Origin of the sequence: Streptomyces sp. NPDC050636, assembly GCF_040654775.1 — a bacterium.
Classification (GTDB): domain Bacteria; phylum Actinomycetota; class Actinomycetes; order Streptomycetales; family Streptomycetaceae; genus Streptomyces.
Genome location: NZ_JBFAIP010000004.1, coordinates 218,616 through 233,768 on the forward strand (window position 1 = coordinate 218,616; position 15,153 = coordinate 233,768).

Below are 15,153 nucleotides of genomic sequence, written 5' to 3' on the forward strand. Positions count from 1 at the left end.
GTGCTGCGGCGCCGTGAGACGGTGTGCACGCTGATGCGGAAGGGGCTTTGGCCGACGAGGCGTGGCGCAGCGAAGGGCGCCACGCCGGGCTACGGGAGAGGGGCACGAGCATGCAGTTGCACACCCATGAGTGGGGCGCCGGCGGCCGGATCGCGGTGCTGGTCCACGGGATGATGTCGGACCACCGCACCTGGCGCCGGGTCGGGCCGGCGCTGGCCGAACGCGGCTACCGCGTCATCGGTGTCGATCTGCGGGGCCACGGCCGCAGCCCGCGCGGCGAGTACGGCGCCGAGCTGTTCGCCGACGACCTCGTGGACACCCTGCCCACCGGCGCGGAGGTCGTGATCGGGCATTCGCTGGGCGGGCTGGCACTGTCCCTCGCGGCGGAGCGGCTGCGGCCCAAGCGTGCCGTCTACAGCGATCCGGCATGGACGCTCGGCACCTTGGGCCGGCGTGTGACTCCCGACGCCTTCGTCTTGTTCAAGAGCGCCTCCCGCGCGGTGGTGACCGGTTTCAACCCGCGCTGGGAGGACGCCGATGTCGACATCGAGCTGGCGACGCTGGCGGCCTGGGACACCGGCACGGCGTACGCCCTGTCCGGCCCGCATCTGAAGGACCGTACGCCGGAGCGTCCGGTCGTCCCCTCCATGGTGCAGATAGCGGGGAACGGGTTCCTCTTCCCCGAGGGGGCGGCGGCCGGACTGACGGACCGCGGCTTCGAGGTCCGTACCGTTCGGGACGCGGGCCACACCATCCACCGCGACGACTTCGACGGCTTCATGGCGGGGCTGGACGGCTGGATCTAGCCCGTCTATCAGCTCCACACGTGCAATCCATACAAGTCACGCCCTACGTATCGCAGTCCAGCAGTGTCTTGCACAGGCCGCAGCGCGCTTGCAGGCGGCCGCGGACCGGGACGCGGATCCGCTGGTGGCATGTGGGGCAGGGGAACGACACCCGCAGCGGCGCCGGGCCTTCAAAGGCATAGCCGTCGCCGGGGCCGCGGACCGGGCCTCCGCGCTTTGGATCCTGCGCCGTACGCCGGTCCTTGGCGTAGCGGAGCCGGGCGGTCCAGCCCGCGGCGGCCAGCGGCGGACGGCGGGCGTCCTCGCGGGCGCGCGCCCGTCCCGCCGCGTAGGCGTCGTACGCCTGCGGGCTGGTGAACCACGGCGCGGGGTCCTCGCCGAAGAACTGCGCGCGCTTGGCCAGGACGTAGCCGAATTCCTCCGGTGTCAGATAGCCGAGCTTCTGCGAGAACGGGCCGTGTTCGCGGTACGCGTCCAGTAGCAGCCAGCCCGCGCCGAGGAACGTGGCGGCGGTGTCGGTGAGGATCTCGTTGTCGGGGGTGCCGGGGAACGACAGGTCCAGGCGGTGCAGATAGACATGCATCACTTCGTGGGCGAGCGCGGCACCGATGTCCTTGCGGTGTGTCTTGAAGCGGTCGTTGAGTTCGATGAAGTACTCGGGTCCCGCGGTGAGTTCGACGAACGCGGCATGGTCCATCTCGCGGAACGAGACGACCATCCGGGCATCCGGCAGTCGCAGGTGACGGACCATCACATGGGCTACCCGCTGCACCCCCAGATACAGGTCCTCGCTGTCGTCGAAAGCGACGTCGACGGGCGGCACGGCGGCGGCGAAGGTGCTCACCGTGTCGTGCGACAGGCGTTTGAAGAGCGCCGTGATGGCCGAACGCACCCTGTCGATATGGGGAAATCCGTGCTTGATGTCACCGGTACCCGTTGCCACCCGGCCACTGTACGGGTGGCCGGGATTGCCCGGTATGCGCCGTACGGGGTGTGGGTAGTACGGAAGTTGGCCGGATGCACACCCTTGTCACCCTGATCGCTCTCTCCACATAATCACAGGGCGCTTTACGGACTCATCCCCCACTGGGTCCGGACGCCTTGCGGCGTGCTGCCTTCTTTCACGCGTTCTCTTCGGCGGCCACGTCCGGCTCCGGTGGTTGGCATGGGCTCGTCATCGACGTGCAACCCCCCACGAAAGGAAGCCCGTTGCGCAGCTACCTGAAGCACCTCAAGAGAAGCACCGCAGTCGGCGCGGTCGCCCTGGCCGCTTTCAGCCTCCAGCCCGGATCCGCCTTCGCCGCCCACGAGCCGACCCCCAGCGGCGGCAGCCAGACCAAGGTCGTCGGCGGCACCAAGGCCGAGCAGGGTGAATTCCCCTTCATGGTCCGCTTGTCGATGGGCTGTGGCGGCGCTCTGTACGCCAAGGACATCGTGCTCACCGCGGCGCACTGCGTCGACGGCAGCGGCCCGAACACCTCCATCACCGCCACCGCCGGTGTGGTCGACCTGGAGGACTCGAACGCGGTCACCGCCAAGTCCACCGAGGTCCTGCAGGCCCCCGGTTACAACGGCAAGGGCAAGGACTGGGCGCTGATCAAGCTCGACAAGGCGATAGACCTGCCCACTCTGAAGATCGCCGAGGACGACAAGCTCAACAACGGCGACTTCGAGATCGCCGGCTGGGGCGCCGACAAGGAAGGCGGCGACCAGCAGCGTTACCTCCTCAAGGCGACCGTGCCGTACGTCGACGACGCCGCCTGCGAGAAGGCCTACGGCGACCAGCTCACGCCCGGCGAGGAGCTCTGCGCCGGCAAGCTGGACACCGGCGGCGTCGACACCTGCCAGGGCGACTCCGGTGGCCCGATGTTCCGCAAGGACGACTCCGGTGCCTGGCTCCAGGTCGGCATCGTCTCCTGGGGCGAGGGCTGCGCACGGCCCGGCAAGCCCGGTGTCTACAGCGAGGTGAGCACCTTCGCCAAGGACATCCAGAAGGCCGCCGGAGAGCTGGGCGGCAGCTGACCGAGTGATGTGACATGCGGGGCCCGGGGAGGTGATCCCCGGGCCTTCCGCGTTGCGGTCGTGCACGACGGCCGCCGACCACGCACCCGTTAGTCCAACACCTGTCCCCCCTTTGTCCATAGGCGCATGCCCCGCGCGCCCAGCACGCTGTCCGGCGACAGGCAGTGCAGCCGACAGGCAACAGGCAACGCAGCCAACAGGCAGTGCAGGTGCGAAGGAGGACAGCGCGCGTGAACGAACAGACAGGTGCCCGCCGCGGGCCCAGCCGCCGAAAGGTTGTCGCGGCCACCGCGCTCGCCGGGGTCGCCTCCGCCCTCCCGCTCGGCGCGCACACCGCGACGGCAGCGCCGCGCGCCGGCGAGGCGGTGCTGCGCTCCGACGAGCTGGAGGTCCGTGTCGACACCGCGTTCCCGCGCATCGTCTCCTACACCGACCGCGGCACCGGCGCCGTCCTGCACGGCCAGGAGACACCGGTCGGGCAGGTCCTCATCGACGGCACCGCCCGCACCCCCGAGGTCACCCACCGGGCCGGCGCCGACCGTGCCACGTACACCCTCGCCTTCGACGGCGGCACCACCATCGATGTGGCGATCACCGTCCGGGGCTGGCGGGTCACCTGGCAGGTCACCGGCATCACCGACACCGCGGCGCTGCGCGTCGGCACCCTGGAGATACCGGCTCTCGCGCTGCTGAGCGTCCGCAGCGACCAGCCGGGCGCCGCGCTGCTCGCCGCCCGCATCGACCTGGACAAGACCAAGAGCGGCGACACGCTGGTGCAGGTCGCCGCCGGCACTCCGGTCGAGGCGTCGCCCACCGGATGCGCGTACGCGGTGGTCGCCACCGACAAGCTGGCCGCCGCCGTCGAGACCAACACCGTTCACGACAAGCCCGCCGGCGCCACCACCTGGGAGAACGGCCGACTGTGGCGGCAGACCGTCAAGGGCGACGGCTTCGTCAAGGCGCAGCTGGCCTGCGGTCAGTGGACGTACCGGGCGGCCGGGCAGCCGTCCCCCACTCTCGACCTCGCTCGAGCGGGAGGTGCCCCCATCGCCACCGACCCGCTGCCGTACGCAACCGTCATCGTCACCCGTGACCGCAACGGCGACGGCAAGGCCGACTGGCAGGACGCCGCGATCGCGCTGCGCGACATCATGGTGACGCCGCTGGGCGCCGACGAGCAGCATCTGCGGGTCGTCCCGCACATCCCGTTCAACTTCGCCAGCCAGGCCACCAACCCGTTCCTCGCCACTCTCGACAACGTCAAGCGGATCTCCCTGGCCACCGACGGGCTGCGGCAGTTCACGCTGGTCAAGGGCTACCAGTCGGAGGGGCACGACTCCGCGCACCCGGACTACGGCGGCAACTACAACAAGCGGGCGGGCGGCCTCGCCGACCTCAACGCCCTGGTCCGCGCGGGCAAAAAATGGCACAGCGACTTCGCGGTGCATGTGAACGCCACCGAGTCGTACCCGGTGGCGCACGCCTTCTCCGAGACGCTCGTCGACAAGGACGACAAGCAGTGGGACTGGCTCGACCAGTCCTACCGCATCGACGCCCGCCGCGATCTGGTCTCCGGCGATATCGCGAAGCGCTTCGCACAGCTGCGCAAGGAGACCGACCCGGCCCTGAACACCGTCTATATCGATGTGTTCCGCGAGTCGGGCTGGAATTCCGACCGGCTGCAGCGGCACCTGCGGGACCAGGGCTGGCAGGTCACCACCGAATGGGGCCACGGCCTGGAGCGGTCCGCCCTGTGGTCGCACTGGGCGACCGAGACCGACTACGGCCCCGACACCTCGCGCGGCATCAACTCCCAGCTGATCCGCTTCGTCCGCAACCACCAGAAGGACGTCTTCGCCGACAAGTGGCCGACGCTGCTGGGCGCCGCGCGGATGGGCAACTTCGAGGGCTGGGTCGGCAAGACCGACTGGCACGCCTTCCACAAGATCATCTGGACCGAAGCGCTGCCCGCCAAGTACCTCCAGGCGTACCCGATCAAGACCTGGGGCGCCCACGAGATCACCTTCGAGGGGCCGACGAAGACCTCCGTGAGCGACGCGGACGGCACCCGCAAAATCACCACGGACGGGCGGCTGGTCTACGACGGCGGCGCGTATCTTCTGCCCTGGGAGCCGCGCCGGGCCACCGATCCGGGTCGGCTCTACCACTACAACCCCCGTGGTGGTACGACCAGTTGGGCGTTGCCGCGCGGCTGGTCGGGCACTGGTGAGGTGTATGCCTACCGGCTCACCGACCAGGGCCGTACCAAGGAGACCCGGGTACCGGTCAGCGGCGGCCGGATCACCCTCACCGCGGAGGCCGGTGTGGCGTATGCCGTCCACCGGAGCAAGGCCCCGGCGCAGGGCGACCCCGGCTGGGGCGAGGGCACCGGCCTGACCGACCCCGGCTTCCACTCCGGGACGCTCGACGGCTGGCAGCACACCGGCCCGGCGTCCGTCGAACTCAGCGCGCTGGGCGACTACGAACTGGTCATCGGCGCGGGCGCCGCCGCCACCGTCGGCCAGCGGCTCGCCCGGCTGGCTCCCGGAGGCTATGCCGCGTCGGTGCAGATCGAGGTCGGCGCGAAGGCGGGGGAGCGGCGCCGCGCGGGCCTTGAGGTCCGTACCGCCGACGGCGTCACCGCGGCCAACTGGACCGAGACCTCGACGGCCGGCAACTACGTGGCCGCCGACCGCAAGTCCGGCACCCGCTTCCAGCGGCTCTTCACCTACTTCACCGTCCCGGAGGGCGGCGGCCCGGTCACCCTCACCCTGACCACGGCGGCCGGCCGGGCCCGGGTCAGATTCGACAACGTACGGGTCGTGCCCGCGGTGCGCAGCGCCAAGAAAGGAGCACTGGTCCACGAGGACTTCGAGCACGTGCCGCAGGGCTGGGGCGTCTTCGTCAAGGGCGACGCCGGGGGCATCACCGACCCGCGCACCCATATCGCGCAGCGGCACGCGCCGTTCACCCAGCGCGGCTGGAACGGCAAGGCCGTCGACGATGTCGTCGACGGCGGCGAATCACTGAAATCACGCGGCGAGAACGGCGGGCTGGTCTACCGGACGGTGCCGCACACCGTGCGCTTCACCGCGGGCCGCCGCTACCGGGTCGCCTTCCGCTACGCGAACGAGAAAGCCGGGCAGTACGCCTGGGTCACCGCCGTCGACGAGCCCAAGGCCCGCGAGCTGACCCGGGAGCCGCTGCCGGTCGCCACTCAACCGGCCGCACACTCCTACGAGTTCACCGCGCCGGCCGGCGGTGCGGCGTGGGTGGGGCTGCGCAAGGTGGGGGACGACGGCACGGCGGAGTTCGTGCTGGATTCCTTCGAGGTGCAGGAGCTGTAGCGCGGGGCGGGCCGCCCGGCTCCGGCCCGCCCCCTACGGCACATCCCCTGCGGGCCCCTCAGCGCGGCGCGCAGGGATACAGACCGGGCGCCCCCGCCCCTTCCCCCACGATGGGCGGGGCGCCCTCCAGCTCCCACACGAGCAGCTCGTTGTCGCCCTCGCGCAGCACCGGGCCCGGCACGAACAGGGTGCGCTGCGGGCCGACGGCCCAATAGCGGCCCAGGCAGAAGCCGTTGATCCAGACGAAGCCACGGGTCCAGCCGGGCAGCGCGAGATCGGCGTCCCCGGGACGGCAGCGCAGGGTCAGCGTGCCCCGGTAGAGACCCTCGCTCCCGGCGGCCTCACACCCGGCTCCCGCCACTGCCCGGAACGGGACCTTGCCCAGCGCCCCGGCCTCCTCCAGCGCGTCCAGCCGCAGCCCGCGCGCCCGCACACCGTGCAGAAACTGCCGCTCGTGCAGCAGCCCGCCGGTGATTCCCTTGGACTCCGCCAGCCGCGGCCCGTAGTTGACGCGACCCAGGGACTCCACCCACAGCTCCACCGACGCCGGCCCCGGCACCTCCCCGACCAGCGCGTCCTCGCTCTCCAGCACCCCCTGCCGCACCCCGTCGACGTACACCACCGCCCGGTCCCGCAGCCCGGCCACCCGCAGCGGATACGGGCCGCGCGGCCCCGGCACCTCCACCCGGTAGCGGACCACGCCCCGGTCCACCCCCAGCTCCTCGAACGTCACCGGGCTGCCCGCCTCAATCTCCGCACCGCCCAGCGCCGCCATCACGTCCTCCGCCGGCGCCCACTCACCGATCACCGCCCGCACCGGGGCGGACAGCACCCGCAGCGGCTCGGGCAGCTCCGGCAGCGGCCCGTCCGCCCACTCGGCCAGCACCTCACGGAACCGCCAGAACTTCTCCGTCGGGCGGCCCCGTTCATCGACCGGCGCCTCGTAGTCGTACGAGGTGAGCGTCGGCCGCAGCGCCCCGTCATGCAGCTCACCGGCACGGTTGGCGCCCGCCCAGCCACCGAAATTGCTGCCGCCGTGCGCCATGTAGATATTGACCGAACCGCCGCACTCCAGGATCTCGCGCAGCGCCGCCGCGGCATCCTCCGAAGCGCGCGGCACCCCGGTATGCCCCCAGTGCGCGAACCAGCCGCACCAGAACTCCATACACATCAGCGGCCCCTCCGGCCGATGCCGGCGCAGCGCCGCGAACGCCTCCCGGGCCCCGGAACCGAAGTTGACGGTGGCCAGCACACCCGGCACCGAGCCGCCGGTCAGCATGTGGTCCTCCGGCCCGTCCGACGTGAACAGTGGTACCCGCACACCCAGCCGGCGCAGCAGCTCCGCGATATGCGCCAGATACGCCGCATCGCTGCCGTACGAGCCGTACTCGTTCTCCGCCTGCACCATGATCACCGGCCCGCCCACCGGGCCGCCGGGCCCTGGCGCCGCTGTGCACTGCCGGGCCACCACCTGCGGCAGCAACCGCGCGAACCAGGTATCCACCGCCCGCAGATACGCCGCGTCCCGCGTCCGCACCCGCCGCCCCAGCGGCCCCGTCAGCCACTCCGGCAGCCCGCCGTTCTCCCACTCCGCGCAGATATACGGGCCCGGCCGGACGATCGCCCACAGCCCCGCCGCATCCACCGCGTCCAGGAACCGGCCCAGTGCCTCCGGATCCCTGAACTCACCCGGCCGCGGCTCATGCAGATTCCACGGCACATATGTCTCCACGCAGTTCAGACCCATCGCACGGAGCATCGCCAGCCGGTGGTCCCACTGCGCCTCGTGCACCCGGAAGTAGTGCAGCGCCCCGGACAGCAGCCGCACCGGCCGCCCGTCCAGCGCGAAGTCCCGCTCACCCACCACGAACTGCACCACGCATCCCACCCCATCCATCTGCCGCCGGTCGCGTGTACCGATCACGCGTATCGATCACCCTCGCCCTCTGGCGGCGCGGCGGTCCATGGATAAAGATCGGCGTTGTTTGGACGGAGCGGACGGAGCGGGCGGAGCGGTACGCGGCGGCAGCGCACGGCACGGCGGCGCACACCGCGGCTGCCCGGCCCGCGCACACGGCGACGGGAGGCCCGGACATGTACCACACCTGGATGCGGTACTTCACCCCGAGCCCGGTCCACCACCGGCTCGGCCTGGTGTGCCTGGGCGTCGGACTCCAGCACGGCGCACTGCCGACGGTGGGCCCGCGCACCCTCGACCACCACGTCGCCATCATCATCAGCGCCGGCCGCGGCTGGCTCACCGCCCCCGACGGACAGCGCCACGTCGTCACCGCCCCCGCCCTGCTGTGGATCGTGCCCGGCGTACCGCACCACTACGGGGCCGACCCGGAGACCGGCTGGGACGAAAGCTTCGTCGACTTCACCGGCCCCGCGGCCGACACCTACACCGAACTGGGCTACATCGAGCCGGACCGGCCCGTCGTGCCGCTCGCCGACACCGCACCGGCCCGCGCCGCCGTCGGCCGGATCGCGCGCGCCGCGCGCCGCGGCAACCCCCTGCTGGAGGTGGAGACCTCGGCCGCCGTGCACGAACTCCTCGTCGTACTCCGGCGCGCACGAGCCGATACGGACGCCGACGGCGACCCCGTCCTGCAGGCCCTGGCCAGGGACGCGTTCCTGCCGCTGTCGGTCGCCGAGCACGCCGCCCGGCACGGCATGACACCCGCGGAACTGCGCACCGCCGTACGCCGCGGCGCCGGCTGCAGCCCCAAGGACTACCTGCTCGGCATCCGGCTGGGCCGGGCCAAGGAACTACTGGTGGGCACCGAACTCCCGGTCGCAGCGGTCGCCCGCCGGGTCGGCTACGACGATCCCGCCTACTTCAGCAGGCTGTTCACCCGCCGGGTCGGCACCGCACCGGTGCGCTTCCGCGACCGGCAGATCCGCAGCGTCCCCGGCGGCTGGTCCACCCAGATCCCCGACCCGGACAATCCGCCGCTGGTCAGCAGTTGACCACTCGGTGGCCCCCGCCTTGCCCCGCCCGCAAACCCCCGGCGTCCGCCCCGGGCCGTACGGCAGCATGACACCATGCCCGCACTGCAGCGCGACGAGGCGCAGACCCGAGCCCGACTCATCGACGTCCACCGCTACGACATCGCACTCGACCTCACCCAAGGCGATGACCACTTCGGTTCCCGCACCGCCATCCACTTCACGGCACGGGACGCCGAAGACACCGGCGCCACCGCCGACACCTTCGCCGAGATCAAGCCCGCCGAGCTGCACACCGTCACCCTCGACGGACAGCCCCTCGACCCCGAAACCCTCACCGGCAACCGCCTCCCGCTCACCGGCCTCACCCCCGGCGACCACGAACTGCGCATCGACGCCACCATGCGCTACTCCCGCACCGGCGAAGGCATGCACCGCTTCACCGACCCCGCGGACGGCGAAACCTACACCTACACACAACTGTTCATGGAAGACGTCCAACGCGTCTTCGCCGCCTTCGACCAGCCCGACCTCAAAGCCGTCTTCGCCCTCACCGTCACCGCCCCGCCCGGCTGGACCGTCCTGGGCAACGGCATCGGTCAGGAGACCGGCGACGGCCACTGGACCCTCGCCCCCACCCCACCCATCTCCACCTACCTCGTCGCCATCGCCGCCGGCCCCTGGCACTCCGTCCGCACCGAACACGCCGGACTGCCCTTCGGCATCCACTGCCGCCGCTCCCTCGCCCCCCACCTCGACACCGACGTCGAAGAAATCCTCGACATCACCCGTCGCTGCTACGACCGCTTCCACCAGATCTTCGACGAGCCCTACCCCTTCGACTCCTACGACCAGGCATTCGTCCCCGAATTCAACGCCGGCGCCATGGAGAACCCCGGACTCGTCACCTTCCGCGACGAATTCATCTACCGCTCCGCCGTCACCGACACCGAACGTCAGACCCGCGGTATGGTCATCGCCCACGAAATGGCCCACATGTGGTTCGGCGACCTGGTCACCCTCCAATGGTGGGACGACATCTGGCTCAACGAATCCTTCGCCGAATACATGGGCTACCAGGTCCTCGCCGAAGCCACCCGCTTCAAGGACACCTGGACCGACTTCGCCATCGCCCGCAAAGGCTGGGGCTACGACGCCGACCAGCGCCCCTCCACCCACCCCGTCGCCCCCGCCCCCGATGCCGTCCCGGACACCGCCTCCGCCCTCCTCAACTTCGACGGCATCTCCTACGCCAAGGGCGCCTCCGCACTGCGCCAACTCGTCGCCTGGATGGGGGAGAAGGACTTCCTCGCCGGCATCAACGACCACTTCGCCCGGCACCGCTTCGGCAACGCCACCCTCGCCGACTTCATCGACTCCCTCGCCCACGCCACCGACCGCGACGTCCACGCCTGGGCCGCACGCTGGCTGCGTACGACCGGCGTCGACACCCTCACCCCCGCCATCGCCGCCGACCGCGACTCCTGGCGCCTCGACGTCACCCACACCGGCAGCCGCCCGCACCGCATCGCCGTCGGCGCCTACGACCAGGACCCCGCCGACACCGGCCGCCTCACCCTCCGCGACCGCTTCGCCCTGGACATCCCCGAAGCGGAAGGCCGCACCTCCCGCACCTTCCCCGCACCCGCCCCCGCCCTCATCGTCCTCAACGACAGCGACCTCACCTACACCAAGATCCGCTTCGACCCACTGTCATGGCAGACCCTCGCCGGCTCCCTCTCCGGCCTGCCCGACCCGCTCACCCGCGCCGTCATCTGGAACGCCGCCCGCGACCTCGTCCGCGACGGCGAACTCCCGCCCACCGCCTACCTGGACGCCGCCCGCGCCCACCTCCCGCACGAAACCGACCTCGCCATCGTCCAAGGCGTCCTCACCTTCGCCCGCACCCAGATCGCCGACCGCTACCTCCCCTCCGCCCCCAAGCTCTCCACTTCGTTCGAGCAGGGAGGTACCCCCACCCGCCCCACCGCCCTGGCCGCCCTCACCGCCATCAGTCGCGACATCCTGCGCCGCACCGAAGGCAGCGAGAACGGCAGCAGCGGGGGCCTCCGCCTGACCGCCGTACGCGCCTTCATCGACAGCGCCACCACCCACGAACACCTCAAGGACTGGCTCGACGGCGACAGCGTCCCCGGCGGCCCCGCCCTCGACCCCGAACTCCGCTGGCGCATCCTCCACCGCCTCGCCGTCCTCGGCGCCACCACCCCCGAAACCATCGACGCCGAACTCACCCGCGACACCAGCGCCACCGGCCGAGAAGGCGCCGCCCGCTGCCACGCCGCCCTCCCCGGCCCCGCCGCCAAACAAGCCGCCTGGGACGCCCTCTTCACCACCGACGACAAAAAAGCCCTCTCCAACCACCTCTTCACCGCCACCGCATCCGGCTTCTGGAACCCCGAACACCACGACGTACTCCGCCCCTACGCCGCCCGCTACTTCACCGACGCCCCCACCCTCGCCGCCCACCGCGGACCCGCCCTCGCCGAAGCCGTTGGCCGCTACGCCTTCCCCACCCTCATCGACCCGGCAACCCTCCAACTCGGCGAAACCTGCCTGGCCACAGCCGACCCGACCCCCGCCCTCCGCCGCAAACTCGTCGACCAACTCGATGATCTACGGCGAGCGTTGGCCGTACGCGACGCCAACGCCACGGCATGATCACGACCTGACGGCACGGGTGCCGCCGGGAGCAGAAACCGGCGGCACCCGAACACGTGCGGGCAGACCCGTACCACGAATGGGTATAACCCACCCAACCAGTTGATACGCAGCATGCCGGGAAAGTAACTTAGGGCGCCCTTAGGTCCCGAGAGGACCGAACCCCAACTTCCCGCGAAGAAGAGCACATTCATGCCCGTGCCCCCTGCCGGCACCGCCCTCGCAGGCGGCACCAACGGCCCCCGCGCGCTGCGCCCCCTCCTCGACACCGTCCTCGACGCCCTCACCACCGGCGCCGAAGACCGCGCCGGCCCCCTCCCGCCCGGCGGCCCCGACGCCGTCGCCCGCGCCGTACGCGCCGTCTGCACCCCGGTCCTCCCCGAACACGGCACCGGACCGCACGACGCCCTGCGCACCCTCGTCCACACCCTCGCCGCCGGCGCCGCCGACCCCGCCGACCCGCACTGCGCCGCGCACCTGCACTGTCCGCCGCTGGCCCTCGCCACCGCCGCAGACCTCGCCGCGAGCGCCCTCAACCCCTCCATGGACTCCTGGGACCAGGCACCTGCCGCCTCAGAACTGGAAGCGCTCACCAGCCGCGCACTCGCCGCCCTCGTCTACCCCCAGGCCACCGCCCCCGACGCACTGGTCACCACCGGCGGCACCGAATCCAACCAACTCGCCGTCCTCCTGGCCCGCGAAGCCCCCCACGGCCCACCAGGCGCCCGCCCCACCGCCCCCCTCCAGGTCGTCTGCGGCGCCAACGCCCACCACAGCATCCACCGCGCTGCCTGGCTCCTCGGCCTCCCCGAACCCGTCACCATCCCCACCCCCAACGGCACCCTCACCCCCGACACCGTCCACACCACCCTCACCGCCCTCGCAGCACACCCCGGCCCCACCCTCCTCGTGGCCACCGCGGGCACCACCGACTCCGGCGCCATCGACCCCCTCCCCGCCCTCGCCGACATCGCCGACCACCACGGCGCCCGCTTCCACATCGACGCCTCCTACGGCGGCCCCCTCCTCTTCAGCACCACCCACCACACCGTCCTCCAAGGCCTCGCCCACGCCCACACCGTCACCCTCGACCTGCACAAACTCGGCTGGCAACCCGTCGCCGCCGGCCTCCTCGCCGTCCCCGACCCCACCACCCTCACCCCCCTCGCCCACCGCGCCGACTACCTCAACCCCGACGACGACATCGAAGCCGGCCTCCCCGACCTCCTCGGCCGCTCCCTCCGCACCACCCGCCGCCCCGACATCCTCAAAATCGCCGTCACCCTCAAAGCCCTAGGCCGCCACGGCCTCGGCGAACTCGTCGACCGCACCCTCGCCGCCGCCCACACCCTCGCCGACCTCATCGAGGCCCACCCCCGCTACGAACTCCACTCCCGCCCCACCCTCAGCACCGTCCTCTTCCGCCCCACCGGCGCCGACGCCACCACCCTCGCCACCATCCGCCGCACCCTCCTCGCCGACGGCCACGCCGTCCTCGGCCGCGCCACCACCCCCACCGGCCTCTGGCTCAAAGCCACCCTCCTCAACCCCCACACCCAACCCGGAGACCTCACCACCCTCCTCAAACTCGTGGAAGGCCACACCCCCCGATGAGCACCCCCACCCCCGACGCCAACCCCACCCCGAACACCGACACCGAGACCGACACCGACCCCAGCGCCACGAGCCCCGACGAACCCCTCGACCTGGCCGGCATCGGCATCGGCCCCTTCAACCTCTCCCTCGCCGCCCTCGCCCAGCCCCTCACCCACCTCCGCACCGCCTTCTACGACCAGCGCCCCGCCTTCCACTGGCACCCCGGCCTCCTCATCGACGGCACCACCCTCCAAGTCCCCTTCCTCGCCGACCTCGTCACCCTCGCCGACCCCACCAGCCCCTGGAGCTTCCTCAACTACCTCAAAACCCGCGAACGCCTCTTCCCCTTCTACTTCGCCGAGCGCTTCCACATCCACCGCGCCGAATACGACGCCTACTGCCGCTGGGTCAGCGAATCCCTCACCCAACTCCACTTCGGCCACCACATCGACGCCATCCGCTGGAATCCCGAACGCGACCTCTTCGAAGTCGACTTCACCCAACTCGACACCGACGGCGAAGCCGAAGCCCTCGGCCGCACCTACGCCCGCAACCTCGTCCTCGGCATCGGCACCGCCCCCCACGTCCCCGACCCGCTACGCCCCCTCGCCGAAGCCCCCGCCGTCCCCGTCATCCACTCCGCCGACTACCTCGACCACCGCGAAACCCTGCTCGCCGCCGACCACATCACCGTCATCGGCGCCGGCCAATCAGGCGCCGAAATCTTCCTCGACCAGCTCCGCGCCCGCCCCACCGGCCGCGAAGGCATCCACTGGCTCGCCCGCACCCCCGCCTTCGCCCCCATGGAATACAGCAAACTCGGCCTCGAACACTTCACCCCCGACTACACCCGCTACTTCCACGCCCTCCCGCAATCCGTCCGCGACAACCTCCTCCCCGGCCAATGGCAGCTCTACAAGGGCATCGACCACGACACCCTCACCGCCATCCACGACGAGCTCTACCGCCGCACCCTCAACGGCGGCTGGCCCGACACCACCCTCACCCCAGGCGTCTCCGTACGCACCGCAGGCCGCGTCGGCACCACCAAAGTCGAACTCCACCTCGACCACACCCAGCAAGGCACCCGCTCCCGCCTCACCACCGACGCCGTCGTCCTCGCCACCGGCTACCGCGAACGCCGCCTCGACACCCTCCTCGCCGCCCTCGACCCCTACCTGCGCCGCGACGCCGACGAACGCCCCCGCATCGACGAACACCACCGCCTCGTCCTCGACCCCTCCGTCACCGGCTCCCTCTACGTGCAGAACGCCGAACGCCACACCCACGGAGTCGGCACCCCCGACCTCGGCCTCGCCGCCTGGCGCAGCGCCACCATCCTCAACTCCCTCACCAACGCCACCCCCTACCCCCTCCCCACCCGCACCGCCTTCACCACCTTCGGCCTCCAGCAACCCCCCACCACAAAGCCCAGCACCGTCCCCCACCAGGGCTCCACCCTCGTCCCGCGCCACTGACCCACACCGAGCCCCAACCCCGAACCCCCGCAAGGCGCTTACCGGGCAACCCCGCTGCCCCGCCGGCTTCGCGACATCGGTCTCGGGTTCACCTGCGCCACGGCCTCCTTCTGCTCACCCGCAGCAACCCCGTGATCCGCGCATCCTCCGCGACCGACGCGCCCACCCCCGCGAGCGCCCCACACGGCCGCCGGGCGACCCGCCCCTCCCCACGCCCCCGTATGCCACCCTCAAGAGCACACCGAAAACTCCCCACCCCCAACTTGCTAACCC

9 protein-coding genes are annotated in these 15,153 nt (G+C 71.4%); 7 read left to right on the plus strand and 2 right to left on the minus strand.

Going from position 1 to position 15,153, the window contains the following annotated elements; genetic code table 11:
• The first annotated feature begins 110 nt into the window (after positions 1 to 110).
• The gene (locus tag AB0I10_RS06940; RefSeq protein WP_363151270.1) at positions 111 to 806 is read left to right on the plus strand and encodes an alpha/beta hydrolase; all 696 of its coding nucleotides are present in this window, start codon (positions 111 to 113) and stop codon (positions 804 to 806) included.
• Positions 807 to 849: 43 nt separating this feature from the next.
• Here the strand turns inward: AB0I10_RS06940 and AB0I10_RS06945 are convergent, their stop codons facing one another.
• The gene (locus AB0I10_RS06945) at positions 850 to 1,749 is read right to left on the minus strand and encodes a hypothetical protein (RefSeq protein WP_363151271.1); all 900 of its coding nucleotides are present in this window, start codon (positions 1,747 to 1,749) and stop codon (positions 850 to 852) included.
• A gap of 266 nt (positions 1,750 to 2,015) precedes the next feature.
• On the opposite strand from AB0I10_RS06945, the gene AB0I10_RS06950 reads away from it, so the two are divergent.
• Together AB0I10_RS06950 and AB0I10_RS06955 are read left to right on the plus strand one after the other, a co-directional pair.
• Positions 2,016 to 2,828, plus strand: a complete 813-nt coding sequence (locus tag AB0I10_RS06950; protein ID WP_363151272.1) for a serine protease — start codon at positions 2,016 to 2,018, stop codon at positions 2,826 to 2,828.
• Positions 2,829 to 3,058: 230 nt separating this feature from the next.
• Positions 3,059 to 6,175 (plus strand): endo-alpha-N-acetylgalactosaminidase family protein, encoded by a 3,117-nt coding sequence (locus AB0I10_RS06955; protein ID WP_363151273.1) that lies wholly within the window; start codon positions 3,059 to 3,061, stop codon positions 6,173 to 6,175.
• A 58-nt stretch (positions 6,176 to 6,233) separates the two neighbouring features.
• Here the strand turns inward: AB0I10_RS06955 and AB0I10_RS06960 are convergent, their stop codons facing one another.
• A complete protein-coding gene (locus AB0I10_RS06960; RefSeq protein ID WP_363151337.1) occupies positions 6,234 to 8,054 on the minus strand; it encodes a beta-galactosidase family protein in 1,821 nt (606 codons plus the stop codon).
• 215 nt (positions 8,055 to 8,269) lie between these two features.
• Between AB0I10_RS06960 and AB0I10_RS06965 the strand changes: the two genes are divergently transcribed.
• The 4 genes from AB0I10_RS06965 to AB0I10_RS06980 all read left to right on the plus strand — a co-directional run bounded on the left by AB0I10_RS06965 (position 8,270) and on the right by AB0I10_RS06980 (position 14,880).
• Entirely contained in the window at positions 8,270 to 9,148 is an 879-nt protein-coding gene (locus AB0I10_RS06965) for an AraC family transcriptional regulator (RefSeq protein WP_363151338.1), read from the plus strand.
• Positions 9,149 to 9,223: 75 nt separating this feature from the next.
• Positions 9,224 to 11,806, plus strand: coding sequence for an aminopeptidase N (pepN, locus tag AB0I10_RS06970; RefSeq protein WP_363151274.1), 2,583 nt, complete (start codon positions 9,224 to 9,226; stop codon positions 11,804 to 11,806).
• A 192-nt stretch (positions 11,807 to 11,998) separates the two neighbouring features.
• A complete protein-coding gene (locus AB0I10_RS06975) occupies positions 11,999 to 13,420 on the plus strand; it encodes a pyridoxal-dependent decarboxylase (RefSeq protein WP_363151275.1) in 1,422 nt (473 codons plus the stop codon).
• Positions 13,417 to 14,880 (plus strand): SidA/IucD/PvdA family monooxygenase, encoded by a 1,464-nt coding sequence (locus AB0I10_RS06980; protein WP_363151276.1) that lies wholly within the window; start codon positions 13,417 to 13,419, stop codon positions 14,878 to 14,880. The genes AB0I10_RS06975 and AB0I10_RS06980 overlap by 4 nt, the downstream gene beginning before the upstream one ends.
• Positions 14,881 to 15,153: the final 273 nt, after the last annotated feature.